Below are 26,852 nucleotides of genomic sequence, written 5' to 3' on the forward strand. Positions count from 1 at the left end.
TACACCGTGCTGCCCCATTCGCGAGCAAGCCCGCCCCACATTGGATCTTCATGCAACACAAATTCTGCATGCACTCAGGCTCCAGTGTGGGAGCGGGCTTGCTCGCGAATGGCCGCGCCGCAGTGTTCCGGTGGAATCGGAATCAGGCCTGCTTGTACCCACGCACTTCATCCACCCCGCGGTTGGCCAGTTGGTCGGCCCGTTCGTTGCCATGGTGGCCGATGTGCCCGCGCACCCACTTCCACTTAACGTTGTGCCGGTTGACCTGCTCATCCAGCAGCTTCCACAGATCGGCATTTTTTACCGGCTCCTTCGCTGCGGTCTTCCAGCCGCGCTTCTTCCAGTTGTCCATCCACTCGTTGATGCCTTTCATCACGTACTGGGAGTCGGTGACCAGCAGCACGTCGCAGGAACGCTTGAGTTCCTCCAGGCCGCGGATCGCGCCCATCAACTCCATGCGGTTGTTGGTGGTGTTGGCTTCGCCGCCCCAGAGTTCTTTTTCAATGCCCTTGCACACCAGCAATGCGCCCCAGCCGCCAGGGCCGGGATTGCCTTTGCAGGCGCCGTCGGTGAAGAGTTCTACGCTATCGCTCATGCCAATCTATCCAGAAAATGCGGTTGGCCCGTCGATCCTTGACCGACGATGCCCGAGGCCGGGACAAACCCGACCGGAAATATGAATGTGTATTACGGCTCGATGCGACGACGGTTGACCTTGGCCATCGGCAACGGAATCAGCTTGCCCATCGGTTCGCGCCGCTCCTGACGCAGCGGTCGCAGGCCCACCACGATCTTGCGTGCGACGAGTAGATAGAAGCCGCCACCCGACAGTTGCCAGTCACCGGCCTTGCGCTCCCAACCGGCCAGGCGGGCCTGCCAGGCGGGGGACGCCAGCGGCGGACGATAGCATCCGAAGCGGCGTTTCTCCAGCGCAAAGCCCAGCAGGTTCAGCCAGTCGCCGACCCTGGACGGGGAAATGCAGCGCGCCTTGCGCAAGCCATCGTGGGCGAATACATGGCGCAAGCCCCAGGTGCTCCAGGGGTTGATCCCGACGATCAACAGATGACCGCCGGGGCGTACGCTGCTGGCCGCTTCGCGCAGCAAACCATGGGGCGACAGGCAGAAATCCAGCCCGTGTTGCAACACCACCACATCGGCGGCGTGCTCGCTCAGCGGCCAGGCCTGCTCCTCACAGACGATCTCGACGCCCGGCAATGGCGCGCCGAGCCGCACATTGCGCTGCACCTGCGGCGCCGACGGCGGGGTCTGGGCCGACGGACCGTAATGCACCAGGTAGCCGCCGAAGAAGCGCCCCAGCTCGTCTTCGAGCATGCGGCGCTCTTCGTCCAGCAGAAACTGCCCGATCGGGCCGGACAGCCATTCACGGGCCGCGCTGATCAACGTCAGCCACTCAGGATCGGCCTGAGCGAACGCTTTATCGGTCATTGCATTTCTCCAACGCGCCAGGAAGTTCTAAGATGCGCCATTGTTTTCTCCTTGGCGAATCCGACGATGATACAGATCAGTGCCCTCCCCGCCTTCACCGACAACTACATCTGGTTGTTACAAGACCACCCCACCCGGCGCTGCGCAGTCGTCGATCCGGGCGATGCCGGGCCGGTCCAGGCCTGGCTCGAGGCAAATCCGCAATGGGTACTGAGCGATATTCTGATCACTCACCACCATCATGACCATGTCGGCGGCGTCGAACAGCTGAAAAAAGCGACAGACGCCACCGTCTACGGCCCGGCCAGTGAAAACATCCCGGCGCGGGATATCGCCCTCAAGGACGGCGACCGCTTCAGCGTGCTGGGCTGTGACTTCGAGGCCATCGCAATCCCTGGCCACACGCTGGGGCACATAGCCCTTTATCACCCGGGGCTGCTGTTTTGCGGTGACACCCTGTTCGCCGCAGGATGCGGACGCCTGTTCGAAGGCACGCCGGAGCAAATGCACAGCTCGCTGACGCGCCTCGCGGCCCTTCCCGACGATACGCAGGTCTACTGCGGTCATGAATACACCCTGAGCAATCTGCGCTTCGCCCTCGCGGTCGAACCGGGCAACCCGGCGATCGTCGAACGGCTGGCCACTGTCACTCGACAACGGGAAGCCGGGATCATCACCCTGCCTTCGACGCTGGCCCTGGAAAAGCTCACCAATCCGTTTCTACGTACCGGAGAAACATCCGTTAAAGAAAAAGTGGACGAACGGAACGGAACCCATAACCGGGCTCCGAGTGCGGTCTTTGCTGCTCTTCGGGCTTGGAAAGATAAGTTCTAAGCCGTGTTGCCGATGGTACAAAAATTCTGAATGGTTGACCTAGGGGGGTACGCTTTCTAGAATCGCCCGACATTTTTGCCCGGAACTTACTTCCAGCCAATGTCGTCATCCATTCGTAAAGCCATCAGTACAGACGCATTGACCCGCCTGGCTCAAGCCATCGCGGTGGCTGTGTCCGCCACCCTGGCGGGCTGTTCCAGCCATGTGCCGCAGACCGACGCGACGCACGTTCCGAACCTTGCCGCGCGAGTCAAGCCAAAACCTGTGCTGCTCAGCGTGAAACCGACCCCGGAAATACCCCAGGATGTCTGGGAGCGCATGCGCCAGGGCTTCCAGCTGCAGGACAACGTCGGCGTCAACCCGCGTATCGAGCAACAGCGCCTGTGGTTCGCCAGCAACCCGTCATTCCTGGAAAACGCCGGCGATCGCGGCAGCCTGTACATCCATTACATCGTCGAACGCCTCGAAGAACGCAACATGCCGCTGGAGCTGGCGCTGCTGCCAGTCATTGAAAGCGCCTACAACCCGATGGCCTACTCCCGGGCCAACGCGGTGGGTCTGTGGCAATTCATCCCTTCCACCGGCCGCTACTTCAACCTGCGTCAGACCCGTTTCTACGATGGCCGGCGCGATATCACCGCCTCGACCACGGCGGCGATGGATTACCTGTCCCGCCTGCATGACATGTTCAACGGTGACTGGTTGCTGGCCCTGGCGGCCTATAACGCCGGCGAAGGCACGGTCAGCCGGGCCATCGAGCGCAACGAAAAGCTCGGCCTGCCGACCGATTACTGGAACCTGCCACTGCCGGCCGAAACCCAGGCCTACGTGCCGAAGCTGCTGGCGCTGTCGCAAGTGGTACTGGCACCGGACGCCTACGGCGTGAACCTCAACCCGATCGCCAACGAACCCTACTTCCAGGTTGTCGAGATCAACCAGCGCATGGACCTGTCCAAGGTTGCCGCGGTGGCCAACATCGACGAAGACGAACTGTTCCAGCTCAACCCGGCGTTCAAACAGCGCACCACCATCGATGGCCCCCAGCATTTGCTGGTGCCGACATCCAAGGCGCAGCTGCTGACCACCAGCCTGTCGACCATGCGGCCTGACGAGTTGATCAGCAAGAAGCCGCTCAAGCCGGTCTTCGAAGGTGCCAACAGCCCGGCCATTGCCGGCGTCAAGCGTTCCTACCGGGTCAAGCGCGGCGACAACCTGGGCACCATCGCCAAGGCCAACAAGGTCGACGTCAAGGACCTGCAGCGCTGGAACAATCTGACCGGCAAGAATCTCAAGGCCGGTCAGACCCTGGTCATGCAGGACACTGCCAAGCGCAGCGCCGGACGCGTCAACACCGTGGTCGCGGCCACCAGCAAGAAGCAGCAGACCCAGTACAAGGTCAAGCGAGGCGATTCGCTGTACATGGTGGCCAAGCGTTTCAATGTTGAAATGCAGCACCTCAAGCGCTGGAACCCCCGGATTGGCCAGGCGCTGAAGCCGGGACAGATGTTGACGGTGGCTTCGCCGCGTTAATGTAGGAGCGAGCTTGCTCGCGATGGTCGTTAACGATAACGCGTGTTAACTGATTTAACGCGGCGCTGTCGAGCCGATCGCGAGCAAGCTCGCTCCTACACAAACATCCCACGATTCCAGGGGCTTTTTTTTGCCTGTTGTTTCAAGGATGGCCATTATCCCCTGCAATTAACCGCGCATTAAATCCCCATCTTTTTCCTGCCCAGACAAGCTGTTACTGTACGGCCCACAAAGCCCAAGCCGCCTGGATCGGATCTCTGACTTGAAGCGTCCCCTCCTCCTGTTCCTGATCAGCCTGGCCTTGAGCTCCCCCGCAAGCGCGACGATCAGCGAAAGCCATGGTTATGCGCAGTTCGGCACGCTCAAGTACCCGGCCAGATTTACCCACTTCGACTGGGTCAACCCGCAAGCGCCCAAGGGCGGCACCTTGCGGGTGATGGCGTTTGGCACCTTCGATACGCTCAATCCCTATACCTTCAAGGGCTCAAGCCCGGTTTCCACCGCCAATTTCCTGCAGTACGGCATCAACGAGCTCAACGAACCCTTGATGGTCGGCACAGGGCAGTACGCACCGTCCGGCGACGAGCCGACGTCCAGTTATGGCCTGATCGCCCAATCGGTGGAGTACAGCGAGGACCGCAGCTGGGTGGTGTTCAACCTGCGCCCGCAAGCGCGGTTCCATGATGGCTCGCCGATTACCGCCTACGACGTGGCGTTTTCCTATCGCCTGCTGCTCAAGGAGGGTCACCCGCAATACCGCACCAATCTTCAGGAGGTGTCGCGGGTCGACATCCTCAACCCGCATCGGATCCGCTTCGTCTTCAAGCGCGCCGGCAATCCCTTGCTGATCCTGCGCCTGGGCGAGCTGCCGGTGCTGGCGCAGCACTACTGGAAAGGTCGCGACTTCAAGGCCACCACCTTCGAACCGCCCCTGGGCAGCGGCCCGTATCGCATTACCTCGGTCACGCCCGGGCGGCAGATCGTGTTCGAACGGGTCAAGGATTACTGGGGCAAGGACCTGCCGGTCAATCGCGGCAAGTACAACGTCGACCGCATGGAAGTGGAGTTCTACCGTGACAGCGACGTGGCGTTTGAAGCCTTCAAGGCCGGCGAATTCGACATTTACATCGAACACCAGGCCAAGAACTGGGAAAACGGCTACAACTTCCCGGCGGTGCGCCGCGGCGACGTGATCAAGGCGCAGATTGCGCACCAGATCCCGACCCAGACCCAGGGTCTGTTCATGAACAGCCGGCGCCCGACCTTCGCCGACGCCAGGGTCCGTGAAGCCTTGGGGATGATGTTCGACTTCGAGTGGACCAACCGCACGCTCTTCAGCGGCGCCTACAAGCGTGCGTTGAGCTACTACCCCAACAGCGAATTCTCGGCCACGGGCCTGCCGATCGGCCATGAATGGCTGATGCTCAAGCCCTATCGCGAGCAGTTACCGGCCCGGCTGCTCACCGAGCCGTTCAGCCTGCCGCAGACCCAAGGCCGCGGCATCCCCCGGGAAACCCTGCGCAAGGCCCTGGGCCTGCTGGCCGAGGCCGGCTGGAAGCTCAATGGCCAACGTTTGCAGAACGCCGCCGGGCAACCGTTGCGCCTGGAGACCCTGCTGGTCAACCCGAACCTGGAACGCATCCTTCAGCCCTACGTGGAAAACCTCGCCAGCATCGGCATCGACGCCCGACTGCGCACGGTGGATCGCGCCCAGTACAAACAGCGCCTCGATCAGTTCGATTTCGACATGATCCTGATGACCCTCAACCAGACCCTCAGCCCCGGCCTTGAGCAATGGCTGTACTTCCACTCGAGCCAGGCCGGGGTCAAGGGCAGCAAAAACTACGCAGGCATCGCCAACCCGGTGGTCGACCACTTGCTGGAACACTTGCTCGCCGCGCAGACCCGCGACGAACAGGTCGCCGCCGGCAAGGCGCTGGACCGGGTGCTGCTGTGGCAGCACTACATCATTCCCAACTGGTACCTCAATTATCACCGCCTGGCCTACCGTAACCGGTTAGCCTTTGTCACCACGCCGCCCTACACCCTGGGCCTGAGCGCATGGTGGCTGAAATCTTCGGAGAAGGATCGATGAAACCCGTCCGTGCCCTGCTGTTGCACGCCAGCGGCCTGTTGTTCGCCGGGCTGGCCTGCGCCGCCCCGCAACATGCCCTGACCTTGTACAACGAGCCGCCGAAATACCCGGCCGACTTCCAGCATTTCGATTACGTGAACCCCGATGCGCCCAAGGGCGGGATTTTCCGCCAGGCCGGGTTCGGCGGCTTCGACAGCCTCAACCCGTTCATCGGCAAGGGGGTACCGGCCGACGACATCGGCATGATCTACGACACCCTCGCCAAGCAAGGCCTGGACGAACCGTTCACCGAGTACGGGCTGGTCGCCGGCAAGATCGAGAAAGCCCCGGACAACAGCTGGGTGCGCTTTTACCTGCGCCCCGAAGCACGTTTCCATGACGGCCATCCGATCCGTGCCGAAGACGTAGTGTTCAGCTTCGAGACCCTGACCAGGGACGGCGCTCCGCTTTACCGCGGTTACTACAGCGATGTCGCCGAAGCGATCGCCGAAGACCCGCTCAAGGTGCTGTTCAAATTCAAGCACAACAACAACCGCGAACTGCCGCTGATCCTCGGCCAGTTGCCGGTGCTGCCCAAACACTGGTGGGCCAGCCGCGACTTCAACAAGGGCAACCTGGAACCGCCGCTGGGCAGCGGCCCGTACAAGGTCAGCGAAGTCAAGGCCGGGCGCTCGGTGCGTTATGAGCGGGTCAAGGATTACTGGGGCAAGGACCTGCCGGTGAACCGCGGGTTCTACAACTTTGACGTCATGACCACCGACTATTACCGCGACAACACCGTGGCCCTGGAAGCCCTCAAGGCCGGGCAGTTCGATTACTGGCTGGAGATGGCCGCGAAGAACTGGGCCAACGCCTACAACATCCCGGCCGTCACCGAGGGCAGGTTGATCAAGGAACAGATTCCCAACGGCAACCCCACCGGCATGCAAGGCTTTGTGTTCAACCTGCGGCGCCCGGTGTTCCAGGACCTGCGCGTGCGCCAGGCCCTGACCCTGTTGCTGGACTTCGAATGGACCAACAAGCAACTGTTCAACGGCGCGTACGCGCGCACCCGCAGTTATTTCGAGAACTCGGAAATGGCCGCCACCGGTTTGCCGGACGCCGATCAGCTGGCGATTCTCGACCCGTTCCGCGGCAAGATCCCCGAGCAGGTCTTCAGCGAGGCATTCCAGAACCCGGTCACCGATGGCAGCGGCATGATCCGCGCCCAGCAACGCCAGGCCTATCAACTGTTGCAAGAGGCCGGCTGGCGCATCGTCGAGGACAAGATGGTCGACGCCACCGGCAAACCGGTGACCATCGAATTCCTGCTGGCCCAGACCGAGTTCGAGCGGGTCCTGCTGCCGTTCAAGCGCAACCTGAGCGACCTGGGGATCGACCTGGTGATCCGCCGGGTCGACGTCTCGCAGTACATCAACCGTGTGCGTTCACGGGACTTCGACATGATTGTCGGCAGCTTCCCGCAGTCCAACTCACCGGGCAACGAACAGCGCGAGTTCTGGATGGCCGCCGCGGCCGACAAACCCGGCAGCCGCAACTCCATGGGCCTGAAAGACCCGGTGGTGGACCAGTTGGTCGAGCAACTGATCAACGCCGACTCGCGGCAAAGCCTGGTGGCCCACGCCCGGGCACTGGACCGGGTGCTGCAATGGGGCTACTACGTGATCCCCAACTGGCACATCAAGACCTCGCGCGTGGCCTACTGGAACCACATCGGCCACCCGGACATTTCACCCAAGTACGACATCGGCATCTCCACCTGGTGGGTCAAGCCCGACGCGAAACCTGCGGTAGAAGTCGAAACCAAACTGCAAGCCGACCCTGCGGGCACGGAGTAATCAGATGCTGGCGTATATTTTTCGGCGACTGCTGCTGATCATCCCGACCTTGCTCGGCATTTTGCTGATCAACTTCGTGATCATCCAGGCCGCCCCCGGCGGGCCGGTGGAACAGATGATCGCCAAGCTCGAAGGCTTCGAAGGCGCCACCAGCCGCATCGCCGGCGGTGGCGCCGAAGTCTCGGTGGCCGGTTCGGCCTATCGTGGGGCGCAAGGCCTGGACCCGGCGCTGGTCAAGGAAATCGAGCACATGTACGGCTTCGACAAATCGGCGCCGGAACGCTTGTGGATCATGATCAAGAACTACGCCAGCCTGGACTTCGGCGACAGCTTCTTCCGCGACGCCAAGGTCATCGACCTGATCAAGGAAAAGATGCCGGTGTCGATCTCGCTCGGGTTGTGGAGCACGCTGATCATGTACCTGGTGTCGATCCCCCTGGGGATCGCCAAGGCCACGCGCCACGGCAGCCACTTCGACGTCTGGACCAGCTCGTTGATCATCGTCGGCTACGCGATCCCGGCGTTCCTGTTCGCGATCCTGCTGATCGTGCTGTTCGCCGGAGGCAGCTACCTGGACTGGTTCCCGCTGCGCGGGCTGACCTCGAACAATTTCGACGAGTTAAGCATGGGCGGCAAGATACTCGACTACTTCTGGCACCTGGCCTTGCCGGTGACCGCACTGGTGATCGGCAACTTCGCGACCATGACCTTGCTGACCAAAAACAGCTTCCTCGACGAAATCAACAAGCAGTACGTCGTCACCGCCAAGGCCAAGGGCCTGACCAACCACCGCGTGCTCTATGGCCACGTGTTCCGCAACGCCATGTTGCTGGTGATCGCCGGGTTCCCGTCGGCGTTCATCGGCATCTTCTTCACCGGCTCGTTGCTGGTGGAAGTGATCTTCTCCCTCGACGGCCTCGGGCTGATGAGTTTTGAAGCGGCGATCAATCGCGACTACCCGGTGGTCTTCGGCACGCTGTTCATCTTTACCCTGCTGGGTCTGGTAGTGAAGCTGATCGGCGACCTCACCTACACTTTTGTCGATCCGCGCATCGACTTCGAAAGCCGGGAGCATTGAGATGAACCTGTCCCCGCTCAATCGCCGACGTTTCGAACTGTTCAAGGCCAACAAGCGTGGCTGGTGGTCGCTGTGGCTGTTTTTGCTGCTGTTCGGCCTGAGCCTTGGCGCCGAACTGATCGCCAACGACAAACCGCTGGTGGTGCACTACGACAACGGCTGGTACTTCCCGGCGCTCAAACGCTACCCGGAAACCGCCTTCGGCGGCGAATTCCCGCTGGAAGCCAACTACAAGAGCCCGTACATCCGCGAACTGCTCAAGGCCAAGGACGCCTGGGTGCTGTGGGCGCCGATCCCCTACAGCTACCAGAGCATCAACTACGACCTGAAAGTCCCGGCCCCCGCGCCGCCCTCGACCGACAACCTGCTCGGCACCGATGACCAGGGCCGCGACGTGTTGGCCCGGGTGATTTACGGCTTCCGGATTTCGGTGCTGTTTGCCCTGTCCCTGACCATTCTCAGCTCGATCATCGGTGTCATTGCCGGGGCCTTGCAGGGTTTCTATGGCGGTTGGGTCGACCTGGCCGGGCAGCGTTTCCTCGAGATCTGGTCCGGGTTGCCGGTGTTGTACCTGCTGATCATTCTTGCCAGTTTCGTCCAGCCGAACTTCTGGTGGCTGCTGGGGATCATGCTGCTGTTCTCGTGGATGAGCCTGGTGGATGTGGTGCGCGCCGAGTTCCTGCGCGGGCGCAACCTTGAATACGTGCGCGCGGCTCGGGCACTGGGGATGCAGAATGGTGCGATCATGTTCCGCCACATCCTGCCCAACGCCATGGTCTCGACCATGACCTTCATGCCGTTCATCCTGACCGGCGCCATCGGCACCCTGACCGCCCTCGATTTCCTGGGCTTCGGTTTGCCGCCGGGCGCACCGTCGCTGGGTGAACTGGTGGCCCAGGGCAAATCCAACCTGCAGGCGCCGTGGCTGGGCATGAGCGCGTTTGCGGTGTTGGCGTTGATGTTGAGTTTGCTGGTGTTCATCGGCGAGTCCGCTCGCGATGCCTTCGACCCGAGGAAGTGAAATGAATCAGGACAATCTGATCGAAGTGCGCGACCTGGCCGTCGAATTCGTCGTCGGCGAGCGCGTGCAGCGGGTGGTCGAAGGCGTCAGCTTCGACATCAAGCGCGGCGAAACCCTCGCCCTGGTGGGCGAAAGCGGCTCAGGCAAATCGGTGACCGCGCACTCGATCCTGCGCCTGCTGCCCTACCCGCTCGCCCGGCATCCGTCCGGCACCATCGAGTATTCCGGGCAGAACCTGCTCGGCCTGAAAGAAAAAACCATCCGCCACATCCGCGGCAACCGGATCGCGATGATCTTCCAGGAGCCGATGACCTCGCTCAATCCGTTGCACTCGATCGAGAAGCAGATCAACGAGGTGCTGGGCATCCACAAGGGCCTGATCGGTAAAGTCGCGACCAAGCGCACCCTGGAATTGCTGGAGATGGTCGGCATCCCGGAGCCGGAGAAGCGCCTCAAGGCCCTGCCCCATGAACTGTCCGGCGGCCAGCGCCAACGGGTGATGATCGCCATGGCCCTGGCCAACGAACCGGAACTGCTGATTGCCGACGAACCGACCACCGCGCTGGATGTGACGGTGCAACTGAAAATCCTTGAATTGCTCAAGGAACTGCAGGCCCGACTGGGCATGGCGTTGCTGTTGATCAGCCACGATTTGAACCTTGTGCGAAGAATTGCGCATCGCGTATGTGTCATGCAGCGCGGTTGCATCGTCGAACAGGCATCGTGTGAAGAGTTGTTCCGCGCGCCGCAGCATCCGTACACTCGGGAACTGCTGGCAGCGGAGCCCGGCGGGACGCCTGCGAGCAATGTCATCGGCCCGCCTTTGTTGCAAGTCGAGGACCTGAAAGTCTGGTTCCCGATCAAGAAAGGCTTGCTGAAAAAGACCGTGGATCACATCAAGGCGGTGGACGGGATCAATTTCAGCCTGCCTCAAGGCCAGACCTTGGGGATTGTGGGAGAAAGCGGTTCCGGCAAGTCGACACTGGGTTTGGCGATTTTGCGGCTGATCGGCAGCCAAGGCACCATCCGTTTTGAAGGCAAGCAGCTAGACTGCCTGACGCAGCAACAGGTTCGACCGCTGCGTCGGGAGATGCAGGTGGTGTTTCAGGACCCGTTCGGCAGCCTGAGCCCCCGGATGTGCGTGAGCCAGATCGTCGGCGAAGGCCTGCGCATCCACAAGATGGGCACCGAGGCGGAACAGGAGCTGGCGATTATTGCGGCACTCAAGGAGGTAGGCCTGGACCCGGAAACCCGGAACCGCTACCCCCACGAATTTTCTGGTGGGCAGCGGCAGAGAATCGCCATTGCCCGGGCATTGGTGCTAAAACCGGCGTTGATTCTGCTGGACGAGCCGACCTCGGCCCTCGACCGGACAGTGCAACGCCAAGTGGTGGAGCTGCTGCGTTCACTGCAAACCAAGTACAACCTGACGTATCTGTTTATCAGCCATGACCTGGCTGTCGTCAAAGCGCTGAGCCACCAGCTGATGGTGGTCAAGCAGGGCCAAGTGGTCGAACAGGGAGACGCGCAAAGTATTTTTGCCGCCCCCAAACATCCGTATACACAGCAGTTGCTGGAAGCCGCTTTCCTGGCACCAGCCACTGCGCAATAACCTGAAAAGAGAGGAGCAACACATGGGTTTTCTCGCCGGTAAGCGCGTACTGATCGTCGGTGTCGCCAGCAAGCTGTCCATCGCATCCGGCATCGCTGCCGCCATGCATCGCGAGGGCGCTGAGCTTGCCTTCACTTATCAGAACGACAAACTCAAGGGTCGTGTCGAAGAGTTCGCACAGAGCTGGGGTTCGAACCCGGACCTGTGCTTCCCGTGCGACGTGGCCAGCGATGAAGAAATCGCCAAGGTCTTCGTTGAGCTGGGCAAGAAGTGGGACGGCCTGGACTGCATCGTGCACTCCGTCGGCTTCGCCCCGGGCGACCAACTGGACGGCGACTTCACCGAAGCCACCACCCGTGAAGGTTTCCGCATCGCTCACGACATCAGCGCCTACAGCTTCGTGGCCCTGGCCAAGGCCGGTCGCGAAATGATGAAGGGCCGCAATGGCAGCCTGCTGACCCTGTCGTACCTGGGCGCCGAGCGCACCATGCCCAACTACAACGTGATGGGCATGGCCAAGGCTTCCCTGGAAGCTGGCGTGCGTTACCTGGCCGGCTCCCTGGGCCCGGACGGCACCCGCGTCAACTGCGTATCGGCTGGCCCGATCCGTACCCTCGCGGCTTCCGGCATCAAGAACTTCCGCAAGATGCTGGCCGCCAACGAAGCGCAAACCCCGCTGCGTCGCAACGTCACCATCGACGAAGTCGGCAACGCCGGCGCCTTCCTGTGCTCGGACCTGGCGTCCGGCATCAGCGGCGAAATCATGTACGTGGACGGTGGTTTCAACACCACGGCCATGGGTAGCCTCGAAGAGTAATCTTCGGCTCTCCCACTAAAAAACCCGCCTCTTCAGGCGGGTTTTTTATGCCCGAGATTTCAACCCTGACGCAATCCCCTGTAGGAGCAGGCTTGCCAGCGAAAGCGGTGTGTCAGTCACAGAGATGATGAATGTGCTGACGTCTTCGCCAGCAAGCCGGCTCCTACAAGGTTACCTACCTACCTACCTACCTACCTACCTACCTACCTACCTACCTGCCTGCCTAACGGTGCAACACCCTTTCGGTCTCTGCCAGCAATCCCTCGACATCATGGTGTAGATTGGCGTCGTATTCGATCTGCCCGATACTGAAGCGGATGTCATAACCGCGGTGCACCGTGGCATTGCGCTCGTCGAGCATCTCTTCGAGGCGTGCCTTGATCGGAGCGATGTCCACCCAGCCCGAGCCGGTCAACAACGCGACAAATTCATCGTCACCAAGCCGACCAATCACGTCGTTTTCGCGAAACGCGATGCGCAGCACGTCCGCGAAGGTTTTCAGGGCGTCGTCACCCTCGGCACGGCCATACAGATAATTGATGTGTTTGAAGTCATCGAGATCGAAAAACAGCAGGGTCGCTGGACTGCCCAACTGTTGGCAGGCGTCCAGTCCCAGTTGGGCAAGCGCCGTGAAACCGTGACGATTGGAGAGTAGCGTCAGCTCATCCATGCTCGACATTTGCAAGCCCATCAGTTCCTGCTCGGCCTTGCGGGCCAGGTCGCGCAACAATTCGCGCTCCTGCAGAGGAGTACGCAGAGGTTCTGCGCAAGCACTGTGTTTGACCGGTTTGCCTGGGATCAGCATTACTCACTCCATCGGCGGGTATGTTCTTTAGAGTCGTCCATACCCGGTTTGACTCCCTGTTAACGGACCACCGGTCAACCGCCCTCGATCGGACAGGGCCCTCCCGCGTCCGCCCATTGCTTGAACCGGCTGACAAAAATGTCGTGCGGCACCGGCACCGGCGCGCGCCCCACACCCGGATTCCAGCCCCAGAGCACCAGTTTGTCCTCACTGACATGCTTGATCAACGCGGCGAAATCACGATCGCCATTGCTCGAGCGGTCCTTGATCATGGCGCACAACTTGTCCGCCGGCAGGCCGATCCAGGCCATTTTGTGCGCCGCCGGGGGCAGGCTCCAGTGCGGGGCTCCGGGCGGCATGCCAGGGCCATAGCTGGCTGGCGGATTGCGTTCGGCATGACAGGTGGTACAGGGCAAACCGGCAGCGCCTTTGCCATCCATGCCCCGCACCACATCCATCGAGTGGGGAAGGCCGGCGTCGAACTGCAACGGTGAATCACCGGGGATATGGCAGTTCTGGCAGCGCGGGCTCTGGAAGACCTTTTGCACGGTATCGAATGCCTTCACGGCCTCCTTTTCATCAGCAAGCACGTGCTCCGCGTAAGCGACCAGACCAATCAATACCATCGCGCCCAGCAGCAGGTGTCGTTTCATCTCACACCCCCGCCAGTTGCAGCGGCAGCTCGCGCAGGCGCTGCCCGGTCAGGGCGAACACCGCATTGGCCACCGCCGGCGCCGTGGGCGGTACGCCGGCTTCGCCGATACCGCCGGGTTTCTCGCTACTGGGCACGATATGCACTTCGACCAGCGGCATTTCATTGAGCCGCAGCACCTGATAATCGTGATAATTGGACTGCTCTACCTTCCCGTCCTTGAACGTCAGTTTGCTGTGCAAGGTAAATCCGAGGCCGAACGTAATTGCCGACTCCATTTGCGCGGCGATGCTCATCGGGTTGACCGCAATGCCGCAATCCACCGCGCACACCACCCGATGCACGCGGATCGCCAGGTTGTCCTGGGACACTTCGGCGACTTGGGCAACGTAACTGCCGAACGACTCATGCACCGCGACACCCAAGACGTGGCCGTCCGGCAAAGGGGCCTTCCAGCCGGCTTTCTCGACGGCCAGGTTCAGCACGCCCAGATGCCGTGGATGATCCTTGAGCAGGGTTCGTCGGTAGTCGACCGGGTCCTTGCCGGCCGCCTCGGCCAGTTCGTCGATCAGCGACTCCATCACGAACGCGGTATGGGTGTGCCCGACCGAACGCAGCCAGAGCACGCTGATCCCGGTTTTCGGCGAATGCAGGTCAACCTGGTGATGGGCCAGCCCCGTGAGGTAAGGACTGTCGGCAACCCCTTCGACAGACGTCTTGTCGATGCCATCCTTGACCATGGTCGCCTCCAACGAGGTGCCGGCCATGATCGACTGCCCGACCATGACATGTTTCCAGGCGATGGGCAGGCCCGCGGCATCCAGGCCGATGCGTGCGTGATGCAGGAACGCCGAGCGGTAATAACCTCCGCGGATATCATCCTCGCGCGACCAGACGGTTTTCACCGGTTCCCCCGCGGCCTTGGCGACTTCCACGGCTTCAGCGACAAAATCCGAGGTGGGATTGGCCCGGCGACCAAACCCGCCGCCCAAAAACTGGGTATGAATCTCCACCTGTTCCGGTTTGAGCCCGGTGATTTTCCCCGCGATCATTTGATCCAGAGTCTGAAACTGGGTGCCGGTCCAGATCTCGCATTTGTTCCGGGTTATTTTGACGGTGCAATTAAGAGGCTCCATTGGCGCGTGGGCCAGGTAGGGCACGCTGTATTCGACATCGACTGTTTTCACCGCCTTGCCCATGGTGCCGTCGGTGTCGCCGGCCTTGCTGGCTGAAAGACCGGGGGTGGTCGCGAGTTTGCGGAAGTTTTCCAGCAATGCCTGACTGTCGAGCCCGGTATTCGGCCCCAGGTCCCAGTCGATCTTCAACGCATCGCGCCCCAGCTTCGCCGCCCAATAGTGATCGGCAATCACCGCGACGCCCGTGGGCACCTGCAACACCTTATGCACGCCCGGAATCGCCAGCGCTTCGGCGCCTTCGAAGGACTTGACGCTGCCACCGAACACCGGTGAACGGGCGACCATGGCGGTCATCAGGCCATCGAATTGCACGTCGATGCCGAATTTGGCCCGGCCGGTGATTTTCTCCGGGGTGTCCAGGCGCTTGGTGGGCTTGCCGATGAGCGTCCAGTCCTTGGCCTCCTTGAACTTGATCGAAGCCGGATCCGGCAGGGGCAGCTTGCCGGCATCATCGGCCAGTTCGCCGTAGGTGGCGCGCCGGTCACCGGCAATCACCACGCCCGCTTCGGTGCGAATCCCGGAAGGCGCAACATTGAAGCGCTTGGCAGCCGCATCGATCAGCATCAACCGCGCCGTGGCGCCGGCCTGGCGGTAACGATCGAACTCCATCCAGGTCGAGGTGGACCCGCCGGTAATCTGCATCCCGCCAAACGCGGCCAGGCCATAATCGGCGGCCGACGCGGGTGCATGCTCGACGCGGATTTTCGACCAGTCGGCCTCCAGTTCTTCGGCGATCAACATGGTCAGGCCGGTCCAGATGCCCTGGCCCATCTCCGAATGGCCGAGCAGCACGGTGACGCTGTCGTCATTGCCGATCCGCAAAAAGGCGTTGGGGGCGAAGACCTTGCCTTGATTCTCGGCGCCGCTGGCAAAACGATGGGCACCGGGGATGACAAACGCCACCACCAGACCGCCACCCAGCCATGCGCTGCCCTGGAGAAAACCGCGGCGCGATAACGGTTTGATGCTGTTCATTGCTCAGGCTCCCGTCAACATGGCATCAACCGATTTCGGCAGCGCGTTTGACCGCGGCACGGATCCTTGGGTAGGTGCCGCAGCGGCAAATGTTGCCGGAAAGCGCCTGATCGATGTCGCTGTCAGTGGGGTGGGGAATCTTCGCCAGCAAGGCGGCCGCCGACATGATCTGCCCCGACTGGCAGTAACCGCACTGGACCACGTCGAGTTCGGCCCAGGCTTGTTGCACCGGGTGCGAGCCGTCGGTGGACAGGCCTTCGATGGTGAGGATTTTCTGCCCGTGGGCCACGGCCGTGGCGGGCGTGACGCAGGAACGCAGCGGCGCACCGTCGACGTGCACGGTGCAGGCACCGCACTGGGCCATGCCGCAACCGAATTTGGTGCCGGTCAGGTGCGCGACATCGCGCAGGACCCAGAGCAGCGGCATGTCCGCCGGGACGTCCAGCGCCTGATCCTTGCCATTGATGTTAAGGGTCAGCATGGCGAATGTCCTCAGACTCACGGTGTTCTGAAGGGGCTCTGTGCATGACGCCATCATGTGGGGGCGAGCCTCGGGTTATCCCTACAGCTAAGCGCAAATTTCCCTGTGGGACAGGTTCATCGACCACCGGTCACTTGATGGCCGTTTTTATGACGACCAGAGGCTGACTTGCTGCATTGCAGCGCGCCTTTGACGGCGAGAGCTAATACACTGCGAAACCGATCCGTCGCGGACGTTGACCATGAAACACACCGTTGCCAAAGACACAGGCAAGGCCCCGCGCTTCTGGCGTGATGACGCCCTGCCCTTCATCGAAGCCCGCTCCATCGTCGATGGGCGCGAGGTCTGCTACACCCGGCACGCCCATGAGCACTTTTCCATAGGGGCGATCACCGCCGGGTGCAGTACCTATCTCCACGAGCAATCGGCATTCCAGGTCAGTGCCGGCACCGTCGTGCTGATGAATCCCGGCGATGTCCATGCCTGCAATCCCATTGATAATCAGCCCTGGTCGTACTTGATGTTGTACGTCGATACGCCGTGGCTCACCGATCTGCAGCACCAGCTCGGGTTCAGCCACGACCTCGCGTTTCGGCGGTTTTCCGTCACCCATGACCGCGACGCGCAGCTGTTTACTGGCCTGACGGGCTTGTACGACGTGTTGGTTGACGATCAGCAGGACGTGCTGCGCAAACACAGCACGGCGGTGGAGTTTTTCACCGAGGTACAGCTACTGCTCAACCCGGTCGATCCACCGCTGCGCGAGCCCAATTTCAAACTGGAGCGGGCGGCTGACTACATCCGCGACAACTGCACGCAAATGCTCAAGCTCGAAGACATTTGCGCGGCCGCCAAGCTGTCGCCGTCTTATCTGATCCGTGCATTCAAGCAGCATTACGGCATGACGCCCCATGCGTTTCTGGTCAACCGGCGCATCCAGTTCGCCCGGGATCGACTGCGCAGCGGCAAGCTGATCGCCGATGTCGCGCTGGAAGCGGGGTTTGCCGACCAGGCGCATTTTCAACGGGCGTTCAAACAACACCTGGCGGCGACACCGGGGCAGTATCGCGGCTGAAACCAGCACGATCCTCTGTGGCGAGGGAGCAAGCTCCCTCGCCACAGAGATCTGCGTTAATACGCCTGAGGCAACACCAGGTAAATGGCACTCACCGCCAGCAACAACGCCATGCTCCGGTTGAACAAGCGCATACCCGCCGGGTTGTGCAAATAGCCGCGCAAAAAGGTCCCGGCATAAGCCCAGCAGCCGACGGACACATAGCAGATCACCAGGTACACCGCGGCAAACTGCCAGACCAGCCGCGCCTCGCCATCGGCGACAAACGCGCCCATGCCGGCCACGCAAGCCAGCCAGGCTTTCGGGTTGAGCCACTGCATGACAGCGCCGTAGAGCATCGACGGTGCCCGGCCCGGCGCCTTCGCTTCGAGATGGCCCTTGTCGGCGGCGAGCTTGAAGGCCATGTACAACAGGAACGTCACACCGGCACATTGCACCACCTGCGTCAACGCTGGCCAAAGCAGCAACAGCTCATGCAAGCCCAATCCCATCAGAACCAGCAGCAATACAAAGCCCAGCGTCGCACCGGCCACATGCCGCTGACTGGCCCGGAAGCCGAAACGCGCCCCCGAACTCAACGCCACGATATTCACCGGCCCCGGCGTGATCGACGCTACGAGGGCAAACGCCGCCATGGACATAATCAGACTCATCGCACCTTTCTTCCATTCAGTTGAACCAGGCCCCAAGGTAGAGAGCGGCTCGATGGCTGTATTGAACAAAACACCCCTCACCTGTACCGCGATTGACGCGCACCACTGTACGGGTCGAGCCACGCTGCACCTATGGTAAAAATACCGCTCTCGCTTCAGGAGCCCCGTCATGGACCTCGCCACCCTCTCCCTCTTCCTCCCCGCCTGCTTCGCCCTGAACATGGCGCCAGGCCCGAACAACCTGTTGTCGGTCAGCAATTCGACTCGCTACGGCTACCGCACCGCGTGTGTCGCCGGCATCGGCCGGCTGCTGGCGTTTGCCGGGATGATCGCCCTCGCGTCGGCGGGGCTGGCGGTGGTGCTGCAAACCTCGGAGCTGCTGTTCTACGGGATCAAGATCGTCGGCGCGGCCTATCTGTTCTATCTCGCCTGGCAGTTGTGGCGCGCCGATCCCGGGACGCAAGACACTGTTGCGGGAGCGCCGGTGGGCACGCTGAGATTGGCGCGCCAGGAATTTCTGGTGGCGGCCGGCAATCCGAAAGCGATCCTGATCTTCACCGCATTCCTGCCACAGTTCGTTGACCCGGCCCGGGCAATCACCCCGCAATTTGCGCTGTTGGGCGCGTTGTTCCTGATGCTGGAATGGATTGCGATCGGCGCCTACGCCTACATGGGCCTGCACATGCGCCGCTGGTTTGCCCAGCCTCGGGGCAAGCGGCTATTCAACCGTTGCTGTGCGGGGTTGTTGTCGGCGGCGGCTTCGGTGTTGCTGATGGCCCGCCGGACCTGAACTGCCCGGCTCCAATTGTGGAAGCGAGCCTGCTCGCGAAGAGGCCATTACATTCAACATCAATGTTGACTGCGACACCGCTTTCGCCGGCAAGACTGTCTCGCTCCCACACTGGATCTATGGAATTCTCTGTCGATTTTCCGGTGGAGGTACCGGTCGGCGCGTCTTATGCTCAACCCATGAACTTACAAAACACTTTGCTGCCGCCCCACGCCGAGATGGTTCGCGCCATGCTCGAACGAGACACCGCCTACGAGGGGGTGTTCTTTACCGCGGTCAAGACCACCGGCATCTTCTGTCGCCCCGGTTGCACCGCGCGCAAGCCCAAGCCGGAGAACGTCGAGTTCTTTGCCCATGCCGATGAATGCCTGTCGGCCGGCTACCGCGCCTGCCTGCGCTGCAAACCACTGGACGCGGCGGCTATCGCTCCGGACTGGGTGCAAAAGCTGCTCGCGGCGGTGGACGCCGATCCCGACCTGCGCTGGAGCGATGCGCAGTTGCTCGCAGAAGGCATCGAGCCACTGAAACTGCGGCGCTGGTTCAAGCAGCATTTCGGCATGACCTTCCACGCCTGGCTGCGCACCCGCCGCCTCGGCATGGCCTTGGGCGGGATCAAGCAGGGCGACTCCATCGATCACGCGGCGTTCGACTCAGGCTACGAATCACTGAGCGGTTTCCGCGATGCCTTTCAAAAGTCCTTCCACATCACACCGGGCCGTGCCACCAACAGCGAGCCGCTACTGTTCACTCGCCTGACCACGCCCCTGGGGCCGATGATCGCCATGGCTGAACGCCGGGGGCTGGTGTTGCTGGAGTTTCTCGACCGGCCGGCTCTGACCCGGGAAGTCGAAGAATTGCAGCAGCGCTACGGCTATGCCGTGGCGCCTGGGCACAATAGCCATTTACGCCAGATCGAAGCGGAACTGGCAGCGTATTTCGCCGGCAAACTGACCGGGTTCAACGTGCCGCTGCACCTGCCAGGCAGCGAATTCGCCCGCCAGGTGTGGGCCGAACTGGCGAAGATTCCCTACGGCCAGACCAGCACCTATGGCACCATCGCCGCGCAACTGGGCAAGCCTGGGGCGAGCCGCGCCGTGGGCCTGGCGAACGGGCACAACCGCCTTGCGATTGTCTTGCCCTGCCACCGGGTAATCGGTGCAGACGGCTCGCTGACCGGCTACGGTGGAGGACAACCGCGCAAGGCGTTTCTGCTCAGGCTGGAACAAACCGCGGTGCAGCTTACCGAACACCTTACGTTCTGATCCACGCCGCTGATGATCATCATCACGAAGGACAACCCGACTTCCATGCCCGATCCGTACCTGCCCGCCACCGAGTTTATGGCATCCATCGACGACGACTGGCGCCGCCACATCGCCGCCATCGGCCCCTGCCTGCATCAGCCCCATGCGGCTCGCGATCCTTATGAATCGCTGGTGCGGGCGATTGCCTACCAGCAACTGCACGCCCGGGCCGGAGACGCGATAGTAGGAAGGTTGCTGGCGTTGTTTCCAGGGGGGGCATTCCCCAGGCCTGAACAGATTGTCGCGACGGACTTCGAGCAGATGCGCAGTTGCGGGTTCTCCGCCAGCAAGATCGCGACCATTCAAGGGATTGCTCAAGCGACCTTGGATGGCGTGGTACCTGATTTCGCCACGGCGCTGGCCATGGATGACGAGGCGTTGATCGAACGCTTGATCACTCTGCGCGGGGTCGGGCGTTGGACGGTGGAAATGTTGCTGATCTATAGCCTGGAACGCCCGGATATTTTGCCGGCCGATGACTTTGGCGTGCGTGAGGGTTATCGGCGGCTCAAGGGGCTGGAGGTGCAGCCGACGCGCAAGCAGATGATTGAGATCGGGCTGGCTTGGAGTCCTTGTCGGACGGTGGCTTCCTGGTATTTGTGGCGGGTGCCCGGCCGGTAGACCGCGTTACCCTTCTTCGCGGGCAAGCCCGCTCCCACAAGGGATCTTTGAACACCCACGATCCCCTGTGGGAGCGAGCCTGCCCGCGAAGAGGCCGGCACATTCACCACAAACCGCTAGGCTGTCTTGGGTAAGCCAAAGACCCGCCGGAGGTTCCCATGCAACTCGAAGGCTCCTGCCATTGCGGCGCGGTGTCGTTCAGCTTGACCAGCGCCCACCCCTACCCGTACCAGCGCTGCTACTGCTCGATCTGCCGCAAGACCCAAGGCGGCGGCGGTTATTCGATCAATATTGGGGGTGACGCCGCCAGCCTGAAAGTGCGCGGCCGCAAACACATTACGATCTACCACGCACGACTCAAGGAAGAAGGCGCCCAGCGTGCGCACCGCAGCACCGCCGAACGACATTTCTGCTCCCTGTGCGGCTCCGGCTTGTGGCTGTTCAGCCCGGAGTGGCCGGAATTGATCCACCCGTTTGCATCAGCCATCGACACCCCGCTGCCGGTGCCGCCGGAACACACGCACTTGTTGCTCGATTCCAGGGCGCCGTGGGTGGAAGTCGAAGTGCGTCCTGGTGACAAGCAGTTCGAGGTCTATCCCGAAGAGTCGATCGCCGAGTGGCATGAGCGCCTGGGTTTGAGCCGATAAGGCGCTTCACCGTCTTCAGGCGAGTACCGGCACACCACTGTGGAACCGGAACTCCACATCCGGCGATTCGATCAACGCCTGCTCGGCAACGCGAACCCTGTCGATCACCTGGGCGATGTCCTTGGCGTCACCATATTGATAGGCCAGTTTCAAATAACCCTGAAAATGCCGCGCCTCGCTTTTCAGCAGGCCGAAGTAGAACTTGCCCAGCTCTTCATCCAGATGCGGCACCAGCGCCTCGAAACGCTCGCAACTGCGGGCCTCGATAAACGCGCCGACCACCAGGGTGTCCACCAGCTTGACCGGTTCGTGGCTGCGCACCACTTTGCGCAAGCCCGAGGCGTAACGCCCGGCGGACAGCTGACGCAACTCGATCTTGCGCTTCTTCATCAGCCGCATGACCTGTTCGTGGTGCACCAGCTCTTCCCGGGCCAGGCGCGACATCAGGTTGATCAGGTCGACGTGGGAGTGATACTTGGCAATCAGGCTCAATGCCGTGCTGGCGGCCTTGAATTCGCAGTTCTTGTGATCGATCAGCAGGGTTTCCTGATCGCCCAGCGCGGCCTGGATCCAGCCGTCGGGGGTCCGGCAGCCGAGGAACTCGTGAATTTCGGGAAGGATCATGGGGCTCACGGATAAAAGGTTCAAAACGAAGGGCGCCGATTATACCGGCCTGCCGGCAGACCACCAGCCGCGACCGTTGATATGCATCAAGTCCCGAATGCCCGGCCAGCAACTATAGTTGTCCAACGCAGTATTTTTACCATCCTGGAGATCCCGATCATGCAAGCCATCCGCAGCATCCTGGTGGTCCTCGAACCCGAACATTCGGAAAGCCTGGCGCTCAAACGGGCCAAACTGATTGCCGGTGTGACCCAGGCCCATCTGCACCTGCTGGTCTGTGACCGCAAGCATGACCACAGCGCCATGCTGGGCGTACTGAAGGCTGCCCTGTTGGAGGACGGTTTCAGCGTCACCACCGAGCAAGCCTGGAATGAAAGCCTGCACGAAACCATCGTCGATGTGCAGCAGGCCGAAGGCTGCGGGCTGGTGATCAAACAGCATTACCCCGACAGCCCGTTGAAGAAAGCCCTGCTGACCCCGGCAGACTGGAAACTGCTGCGCAACTGTCCAACCCCGGTGCTGTTGGTCAAGACGTCGAAACCCTGGACCGGCGGGGTCATTCTGGCGGCGATCGACGTCGGCAATACCGATGGCGAACACCGCACCTTGCACGCCAGTATCGTCGACCACGGTTATGACATCGCCAGTCTGGCCAGAGCCCATTTGCATGTGGTCAGTGCCCATCCCTCGCCGATGCTGTCGGCCGCCGACCCGACCTTGCAACTCAGCGAAACCATCGAGGCCCGCTATCGCGAGCAGTGCAAGGCCTTTCAGGCCGAGTTCGACATTGATGACGAGCACCTGCATATCGCGGAAGGCCCGGCGGATGTGCTGATTCCGTATATGGTGCACCAGCTGGGTGCGTCGGTGACGGTGATCGGCACGGTTGCGCGGTCCGGTTTATCCGGGGCATTGATCGGCAATACGGCGGAAGTGGTGCTGGATGCGGTGGAGAGTGACGTGCTGGTATTGAAGCCGGATACGATCATGGATCATCTGGAGGAGATTGTGACCCAGCATTGAGATCCGCGCTGCCGGGTAGATCGCCTTCGCCGGCAAGCCGGCTCCTACAGGGATGCGCGGTCAACTGTAGGAGCTGGCTTGCCAGCGCAGCTTTTAAAATCAACCGCCGAACGCATCCCTGAGAAACCCCGGCGCAATGTAACGCTGGTAATGCGCCTCCGAGAGCAAAAAGAACTCACGATCGATGGCATCACGCAGTTCCGGCAGGTTCCAGTCGCGAAACTCCGGCATCAGCACCATCCCGTAGGCTTCCAGATTGTTGATCACCCGCGCACCACGGGCGATCAGCTGATAAGCCCAGCAATATTGCGACTGATGCGGCACAAAACGGATTTTGCGTTGCTCCAGCTGCCATCGCAGGCGCTGGGGATCGAAAATTTCCAGCTTGCTGGCCATCACTTGGGACAGCAACTGCTCAAGTCGCAGCCACACCGCACGTTTTTCTTCCTCGTTGTACCCGTTCCAGTTGATCACTTCATGGTGGAAACGCTTGCAGCCACGGCACACCAAGTCACCGTAAACAGTGGAGCAAAGGCCGACGCAGGGGGTCTTGATGGTCTGATTGGGCATAGGTAGGAGAACACGGGAAAGCAGAACAGATGGGCATGTTAGCCCTTTGTCTAACATTCATCACCCCTCAAAATTCAGCCCCGAACTTACCTTTAATTTTTTTTTCCCGTAGAATCAGCCAGCCTTTTAAGGCGCCAATGTCCGTTAGAAGCTGTTTTCAAAGCGTCACGAGCACAGTCGTTCCTTCAGAGCGGTGTTGGCGAAGGGTTTTTCCAGCGGGGAAAAGCCCAACGCCAACCCTCATCAGCTCCCGTTCTGCAGGCGTAAAACTTTGAAAGCAGCTTCTGTAAGGAATTGTCGGTAATTCTGGCTGAGTGGCCCAAAACGCCATGAAGCGCATGAGTACGGCAATTTCGGGATGAGCGTCCCGGACACCCAGATGGGACCACTGATGAGGGTAATAACTGTGCTTGAAGCCTACCGCAAACATATCGAAGAGCGTGCAGCACTGGGTATCGTTCCCCAGCCGCTTAACGCCGAACAAACTGCAGGCCTGGTCGAGCTGCTGAAGAATCCCCCGGCTGGCGAAGAAGCTTTCCTGGTTGACCTGATCACCAATCGCGTTCCGCCTGGCGTGGACGAAGCAGCCTATGTAAAGGCCGGCTTCCTGTCTGCACTGGCCAAAGGCGAAGCCACCTCCCCTCTGCTCGACAAGAAACGCGCTGTTGAACTGCTCGGCACCATGCAAGGCGGCTACAACATCGTGACCCTGGTCAACCTGCTGGACGACGCCGAACTGGCGCCAGTAGCGGCCGAAGAACTCAAGCACACCCTGCTGATGTTCGACGCTTTCCACGACGTGGCGGAAAAAGCCAAGAACGGTAACGTTCACGCCCAAGGCGTACTGCAATCCTGGGCTGACGGCGAGTGGTTCAAGAACCGCCCGGTGCTGGCCGACAAGATCAGCCTGCGGGTGTTCAAGGTCACCGGCGAAACCAACACCGACGACCTGTCCCCTGCCCCGGATGCCTGGTCCCGCCCGGACATCCCGCTGCACGCCCTGGCCATGCTGAAAATGGCCCGCGACGGCATCGTGCCGGACGTACAAGGCGCCATCGGTCCGATGAAGCAGATCGAAGAAATGCGCAACTCCGGCTTCCCGATCGCCTACGTTGGCGACGTGGTCGGTACCGGTTCTTCGCGTAAATCGGCTACCAACTCGGTGCTGTGGTTCTTCGGCGACGACGTTCCTTTCGTGCCGAACAAGCGTGCCGGCGGCTTCTGCTTCGGCAGCAAGATCGCTCCGATCTTCTACAACACCATGGAAGATGCCGGCGCCCTGCCAATCGAGTTCGACGTTACCAACATGAACATGGGCGATGTCATCGACCTGTACCCGCATGCTGGCAAAGTCTGCAAACACGGCACCGACGAAGTCCTGACCACCTTCGAAATGAAGACCCCGGTACTGTTGGACGAAGTCCGTGCCGGCGGTCGTATTCCGCTGATCATCGGCCGCGGCCTGACCGATAAGGCTCGCGCCGAACTGGGCCTGCCAGCGTTCGACCTGTTCAAGAAACCGGATGCCCCGATCGAAAGCACCAAGGGTTTCACCCTGGCGCAAAAAATGGTCGGCAAGGCGTGCGGCGTAGAAGGTGTACGTCCGGGTACTTACTGCGAACCGAAAATGACCACCGTCGGTTCCCAGGACACCACCGGTCCGATGACCCGCGACGAACTGAAAGACCTGGCGTGCCTGGGCTTCTCGGCCGACCTGGTAATGCAGTCGTTCTGCCACACCGCGGCGTATCCAAAGCCGATCGACGTGACCACCCACCACACCCTGCCTGACTTCATGATGACCCGCGGCGGCGTTTCCCTGCGTCCGGGCGACGGCATCATCCACAGCTGGCTGAACCGCATGCTGCTGCCGGACACCGTCGGTACCGGTGGTGACTCCCACACCCGTTTCCCGATGGGCATTTCGTTCCCGGCCGGTTCCGGTCTGGTTGCGTTCGCTGCTGCCACCGGCGTGATGCCGCTGGACATGCCGGAATCGATCCTGGTGCGCTTCAAAGGCAAGATGCAACCGGGCGTCACCCTGCGCGACCTGGTTCACGCCATTCCTTACTTCGCGATTCAGGCTGGCCTGCTGACCGTCGAGAAGAAAGGCAAGAAGAACGCCTTCTCCGGCCGCATCCTGGAAATCGAAGGCCTGGACAACCTGAGCATCGAACAGGCTTTCGAGCTGTCCGACGCCTCGGCCGAACGTTCGGCTGCCGGTTGCACCATCAAGCTGTCGAAAGAGTCGATCACCGAATACCTGAGCTCCAACATCACCCTGCTGCGCTGGATGATCGGCGAAGGCTACGGCGATGCACGGACCCTGGAACGTCGTGCGCAAGCGATGGAAGCCTGGATTGCCAACCCTGAGTTGATGGTTGCCGATGCTGACGCCGAATACGCTGAAATCATCGAAATCGACCTGGCCGACATCAAGGAGCCTGTGCTCTGCGCGCCGAACGATCCGGACGACGCCCGTCTGCTGTCCAGCGTTGCTGGCGAGAAGATCGACGAAGTGTTCATCGGTTCGTGCATGACCAACATCGGTCACTTCCGCGCCGCCGGCAAGTTGCTGGAACAGGTCAAGGGTCAGCTGCCAACCCGTCTGTGGCTGTCGCCGCCGACCAAGATGGACGCTCACCAGCTGACCGAAGAAGGCTACTACGGCATCTACGGCAAGGCTGGCGCCCGCATGGAAATGCCAGGTTGCTCGCTGTGCATGGGTAACCAGGCACGCGTAGAGCCGAATTCGACAGTCGTGTCGACTTCGACCCGTAACTTCCCGAACCGTCTGGGTGACGGCGCGAACGTTTACCTGGCTTCGGCTGAGTTGGCGTCCGTTGCGTCCATCCTGGGTCGCCTGCCGACCGTCGAGGAGTACATGGAGTACGCTGGCAAGATCGACAGCATGGCGGCCGATGTCTACCGCTACCTGTCCTTCGACCAGATCGCCGAGTTCCGTGAAGCTGCTGCGAACGCCAACATCCCGGTCGTTCAAGCCTAACGCTGCAACGCAATAAAAAACGCCGCCCATCGTGAGATGAGCGGCGTTTTTTTATGCCTGCACCCGACACCCTGTAGGAGCGAGGCTTGCCCGCGAAGAACGATAACGCGGTCCAGCCGTTTGTCCGCGTGATGGCCTTCGCGGGCAAGCCTCGCTCC

24 protein-coding genes are annotated in these 26,852 nt (G+C 61.3%); 15 read left to right on the forward strand and 9 right to left on the reverse strand.

What is annotated here, in order from left to right; genetic code table 11:
- Positions 1 to 142 precede the first annotated feature (142 nt).
- Both rnhA and ELQ88_RS18555 read right to left on the reverse strand, forming a co-directional pair.
- A complete protein-coding gene (gene rnhA, locus ELQ88_RS18550; RefSeq protein WP_138966872.1) occupies positions 143 to 595 on the reverse strand; it encodes a ribonuclease HI in 453 nt (150 codons plus the stop codon).
- Between the two features lie 92 nt (positions 596 to 687).
- Positions 688 to 1,446, reverse strand: coding sequence for a methyltransferase domain-containing protein (locus ELQ88_RS18555; RefSeq protein WP_128871086.1), 759 nt, complete (start codon positions 1,444 to 1,446; stop codon positions 688 to 690).
- 66 nt (positions 1,447 to 1,512) lie between these two features.
- On the opposite strand from ELQ88_RS18555, the gene gloB reads away from it, so the two are divergent.
- From gloB to fabI, 8 genes are all read left to right on the forward strand, one after another.
- Complete coding sequence (gene gloB / locus ELQ88_RS18560) at positions 1,513 to 2,280, forward strand: hydroxyacylglutathione hydrolase (RefSeq protein ID WP_138966874.1); 768 nt, start codon at positions 1,513 to 1,515, stop codon at positions 2,278 to 2,280.
- Between the two features lie 99 nt (positions 2,281 to 2,379).
- Positions 2,380 to 3,810 (forward strand): transglycosylase SLT domain-containing protein, encoded by a 1,431-nt coding sequence (locus ELQ88_RS18565; RefSeq protein WP_138966876.1) that lies wholly within the window; start codon positions 2,380 to 2,382, stop codon positions 3,808 to 3,810.
- Between the two features lie 262 nt (positions 3,811 to 4,072).
- Positions 4,073 to 5,905: an extracellular solute-binding protein gene (locus ELQ88_RS18570; RefSeq protein ID WP_138966878.1), complete on the forward strand. Its 1,833-nt coding sequence runs from the start codon at positions 4,073 to 4,075 to the stop codon at positions 5,903 to 5,905.
- Complete coding sequence (locus ELQ88_RS18575) at positions 5,902 to 7,743, forward strand: extracellular solute-binding protein (protein ID WP_138966880.1); 1,842 nt, start codon at positions 5,902 to 5,904, stop codon at positions 7,741 to 7,743. Before ELQ88_RS18570 ends, ELQ88_RS18575 begins: the two co-directional genes overlap by 4 nt.
- A gap of 4 nt (positions 7,744 to 7,747) precedes the next feature.
- Positions 7,748 to 8,821, forward strand: coding sequence for a microcin C ABC transporter permease YejB (locus tag ELQ88_RS18580; protein ID WP_128871083.1), 1,074 nt, complete (start codon positions 7,748 to 7,750; stop codon positions 8,819 to 8,821).
- A gap of 1 nt (position 8,822) precedes the next feature.
- On the forward strand, positions 8,823 to 9,842 hold the full coding sequence (locus tag ELQ88_RS18585; RefSeq protein WP_128871082.1) for an ABC transporter permease: 1,020 nt from the start codon (positions 8,823 to 8,825) through the stop codon (positions 9,840 to 9,842).
- A gap of 1 nt (position 9,843) precedes the next feature.
- Positions 9,844 to 11,454, forward strand: coding sequence for an ABC transporter ATP-binding protein (locus ELQ88_RS18590; RefSeq protein ID WP_138966882.1), 1,611 nt, complete (start codon positions 9,844 to 9,846; stop codon positions 11,452 to 11,454).
- 22 nt (positions 11,455 to 11,476) lie between these two features.
- Positions 11,477 to 12,271 (forward strand): enoyl-ACP reductase FabI, encoded by a 795-nt coding sequence (gene fabI / locus ELQ88_RS18595; RefSeq protein ID WP_008152082.1) that lies wholly within the window; start codon positions 11,477 to 11,479, stop codon positions 12,269 to 12,271.
- A gap of 223 nt (positions 12,272 to 12,494) precedes the next feature.
- Here fabI and ELQ88_RS18600 read toward each other — a convergent pair whose 3' ends face one another.
- From ELQ88_RS18600 to ELQ88_RS18615, 4 genes are all read right to left on the reverse strand, one after another.
- Positions 12,495 to 13,076 carry a GGDEF domain-containing protein gene (locus ELQ88_RS18600; RefSeq protein WP_138966884.1) on the reverse strand — a complete coding sequence of 194 codons (582 nt, stop codon included), beginning with the start codon at positions 13,074 to 13,076 and terminating at the stop codon, positions 12,495 to 12,497.
- Positions 13,077 to 13,150: 74 nt separating this feature from the next.
- Entirely contained in the window at positions 13,151 to 13,729 is a 579-nt protein-coding gene (locus ELQ88_RS18605) for a hypothetical protein (protein WP_138966886.1), read from the reverse strand.
- Position 13,730: 1 nt separating this feature from the next.
- Positions 13,731 to 15,899: a xanthine dehydrogenase family protein molybdopterin-binding subunit gene (locus ELQ88_RS18610; RefSeq protein WP_138966888.1), complete on the reverse strand. Its 2,169-nt coding sequence runs from the start codon at positions 15,897 to 15,899 to the stop codon at positions 13,731 to 13,733.
- 25 nt (positions 15,900 to 15,924) lie between these two features.
- A complete protein-coding gene (locus ELQ88_RS18615; protein ID WP_128871080.1) occupies positions 15,925 to 16,380 on the reverse strand; it encodes a (2Fe-2S)-binding protein in 456 nt (151 codons plus the stop codon).
- 241 nt (positions 16,381 to 16,621) lie between these two features.
- Here ELQ88_RS18615 and ELQ88_RS18620 point away from each other — a divergent pair, with 241 nt between their 5' ends.
- Entirely contained in the window at positions 16,622 to 17,455 is an 834-nt protein-coding gene (locus ELQ88_RS18620; protein WP_138966890.1) for an AraC family transcriptional regulator, read from the forward strand.
- 56 nt (positions 17,456 to 17,511) lie between these two features.
- On the opposite strand, the gene ELQ88_RS18625 is transcribed toward ELQ88_RS18620, so the two are convergent.
- Positions 17,512 to 18,108: a LysE family translocator gene (locus ELQ88_RS18625; protein ID WP_138966892.1), complete on the reverse strand. Its 597-nt coding sequence runs from the start codon at positions 18,106 to 18,108 to the stop codon at positions 17,512 to 17,514.
- A 169-nt stretch (positions 18,109 to 18,277) separates the two neighbouring features.
- Between ELQ88_RS18625 and ELQ88_RS18630 the strand changes: the two genes are divergently transcribed.
- The 4 genes from ELQ88_RS18630 (at position 18,278) to ELQ88_RS18645 (ending at position 21,470) form a co-directional block, all read left to right on the forward strand.
- The gene (locus ELQ88_RS18630) at positions 18,278 to 18,898 is read left to right on the forward strand and encodes a LysE family translocator (protein WP_138966894.1); all 621 of its coding nucleotides are present in this window, start codon (positions 18,278 to 18,280) and stop codon (positions 18,896 to 18,898) included.
- A 179-nt stretch (positions 18,899 to 19,077) separates the two neighbouring features.
- The gene (locus tag ELQ88_RS18635) at positions 19,078 to 20,160 is read left to right on the forward strand and encodes a methylated-DNA--[protein]-cysteine S-methyltransferase (protein ID WP_138966896.1); all 1,083 of its coding nucleotides are present in this window, start codon (positions 19,078 to 19,080) and stop codon (positions 20,158 to 20,160) included.
- 45 nt (positions 20,161 to 20,205) lie between these two features.
- Positions 20,206 to 20,823 carry a DNA-3-methyladenine glycosylase gene (locus ELQ88_RS18640; protein WP_128871100.1) on the forward strand — a complete coding sequence of 206 codons (618 nt, stop codon included), beginning with the start codon at positions 20,206 to 20,208 and terminating at the stop codon, positions 20,821 to 20,823.
- Positions 20,824 to 20,981: 158 nt separating this feature from the next.
- The gene (locus ELQ88_RS18645) at positions 20,982 to 21,470 is read left to right on the forward strand and encodes a GFA family protein (protein ID WP_128871076.1); all 489 of its coding nucleotides are present in this window, start codon (positions 20,982 to 20,984) and stop codon (positions 21,468 to 21,470) included.
- A 15-nt stretch (positions 21,471 to 21,485) separates the two neighbouring features.
- Here ELQ88_RS18645 and miaE read toward each other — a convergent pair whose 3' ends face one another.
- The gene (miaE, locus tag ELQ88_RS18650) at positions 21,486 to 22,094 is read right to left on the reverse strand and encodes a tRNA isopentenyl-2-thiomethyl-A-37 hydroxylase MiaE (protein WP_138966898.1); all 609 of its coding nucleotides are present in this window, start codon (positions 22,092 to 22,094) and stop codon (positions 21,486 to 21,488) included.
- Positions 22,095 to 22,253: 159 nt separating this feature from the next.
- Here miaE and ELQ88_RS18655 point away from each other — a divergent pair, with 159 nt between their 5' ends.
- Positions 22,254 to 23,117, forward strand: a complete 864-nt coding sequence (locus ELQ88_RS18655; RefSeq protein ID WP_138966900.1) for a universal stress protein — start codon at positions 22,254 to 22,256, stop codon at positions 23,115 to 23,117.
- 99 nt (positions 23,118 to 23,216) lie between these two features.
- On the opposite strand, the gene ELQ88_RS18660 is transcribed toward ELQ88_RS18655, so the two are convergent.
- Positions 23,217 to 23,687, reverse strand: coding sequence for a DUF1289 domain-containing protein (locus ELQ88_RS18660; protein ID WP_128871074.1), 471 nt, complete (start codon positions 23,685 to 23,687; stop codon positions 23,217 to 23,219).
- A gap of 406 nt (positions 23,688 to 24,093) precedes the next feature.
- Here ELQ88_RS18660 and acnB point away from each other — a divergent pair, with 406 nt between their 5' ends.
- Positions 24,094 to 26,694, forward strand: a complete 2,601-nt coding sequence (gene acnB, locus ELQ88_RS18665) for a bifunctional aconitate hydratase 2/2-methylisocitrate dehydratase (protein ID WP_128871099.1) — start codon at positions 24,094 to 24,096, stop codon at positions 26,692 to 26,694.
- Positions 26,695 to 26,852 lie beyond the last annotated feature (158 nt).

Source organism: Pseudomonas sp. MPC6 (assembly GCF_006094435.1).
Lineage (GTDB): Bacteria > Pseudomonadota > Gammaproteobacteria > Pseudomonadales > Pseudomonadaceae > Aquipseudomonas.

Excerpts from the sequence above, each read along its gene's own strand:
- rnhA (WP_138966872.1), bottom strand. The coding sequence starts at position 595 with ATGAGCGATAGCGTAGAACTCTTCACCGACGGCGCCTGCAAAGGCAAT.
- ELQ88_RS18555 (WP_128871086.1), bottom strand. The coding sequence starts at position 1,446 with ATGACCGATAAAGCGTTCGCTCAGGCCGATCCTGAGTGGCTGACGTTG.
- gloB (WP_138966874.1), top strand. The coding sequence starts at position 1,513 with ATGATACAGATCAGTGCCCTCCCCGCCTTCACCGACAACTACATCTGG.
- ELQ88_RS18565 (WP_138966876.1), top strand. The coding sequence starts at position 2,380 with ATGTCGTCATCCATTCGTAAAGCCATCAGTACAGACGCATTGACCCGC.
- ELQ88_RS18575 (WP_138966880.1), top strand. The coding sequence starts at position 5,902 with ATGAAACCCGTCCGTGCCCTGCTGTTGCACGCCAGCGGCCTGTTGTTC.
- ELQ88_RS18580 (WP_128871083.1), top strand. The coding sequence starts at position 7,748 with ATGCTGGCGTATATTTTTCGGCGACTGCTGCTGATCATCCCGACCTTG.
- ELQ88_RS18585 (WP_128871082.1), top strand. The coding sequence starts at position 8,823 with ATGAACCTGTCCCCGCTCAATCGCCGACGTTTCGAACTGTTCAAGGCC.
- ELQ88_RS18590 (WP_138966882.1), top strand. The coding sequence starts at position 9,844 with ATGAATCAGGACAATCTGATCGAAGTGCGCGACCTGGCCGTCGAATTC.
- fabI (WP_008152082.1), top strand. The coding sequence starts at position 11,477 with ATGGGTTTTCTCGCCGGTAAGCGCGTACTGATCGTCGGTGTCGCCAGC.
- ELQ88_RS18600 (WP_138966884.1), bottom strand. The coding sequence starts at position 13,076 with ATGCTGATCCCAGGCAAACCGGTCAAACACAGTGCTTGCGCAGAACCT.
- ELQ88_RS18605 (WP_138966886.1), bottom strand. The coding sequence starts at position 13,729 with ATGAAACGACACCTGCTGCTGGGCGCGATGGTATTGATTGGTCTGGTC.
- ELQ88_RS18610 (WP_138966888.1), bottom strand. The coding sequence starts at position 15,899 with ATGAACAGCATCAAACCGTTATCGCGCCGCGGTTTTCTCCAGGGCAGC.
- ELQ88_RS18615 (WP_128871080.1), bottom strand. The coding sequence starts at position 16,380 with ATGCTGACCCTTAACATCAATGGCAAGGATCAGGCGCTGGACGTCCCG.
- ELQ88_RS18620 (WP_138966890.1), top strand. The coding sequence starts at position 16,622 with ATGAAACACACCGTTGCCAAAGACACAGGCAAGGCCCCGCGCTTCTGG.
- ELQ88_RS18625 (WP_138966892.1), bottom strand. The coding sequence starts at position 18,108 with ATGAGTCTGATTATGTCCATGGCGGCGTTTGCCCTCGTAGCGTCGATC.
- ELQ88_RS18630 (WP_138966894.1), top strand. The coding sequence starts at position 18,278 with ATGGACCTCGCCACCCTCTCCCTCTTCCTCCCCGCCTGCTTCGCCCTG.
- ELQ88_RS18635 (WP_138966896.1), top strand. The coding sequence starts at position 19,078 with ATGAACTTACAAAACACTTTGCTGCCGCCCCACGCCGAGATGGTTCGC.
- ELQ88_RS18640 (WP_128871100.1), top strand. The coding sequence starts at position 20,206 with ATGCCCGATCCGTACCTGCCCGCCACCGAGTTTATGGCATCCATCGAC.
- ELQ88_RS18645 (WP_128871076.1), top strand. The coding sequence starts at position 20,982 with ATGCAACTCGAAGGCTCCTGCCATTGCGGCGCGGTGTCGTTCAGCTTG.
- miaE (WP_138966898.1), bottom strand. The coding sequence starts at position 22,094 with ATGATCCTTCCCGAAATTCACGAGTTCCTCGGCTGCCGGACCCCCGAC.
- ELQ88_RS18655 (WP_138966900.1), top strand. The coding sequence starts at position 22,254 with ATGCAAGCCATCCGCAGCATCCTGGTGGTCCTCGAACCCGAACATTCG.
- ELQ88_RS18660 (WP_128871074.1), bottom strand. The coding sequence starts at position 23,687 with ATGCCCAATCAGACCATCAAGACCCCCTGCGTCGGCCTTTGCTCCACT.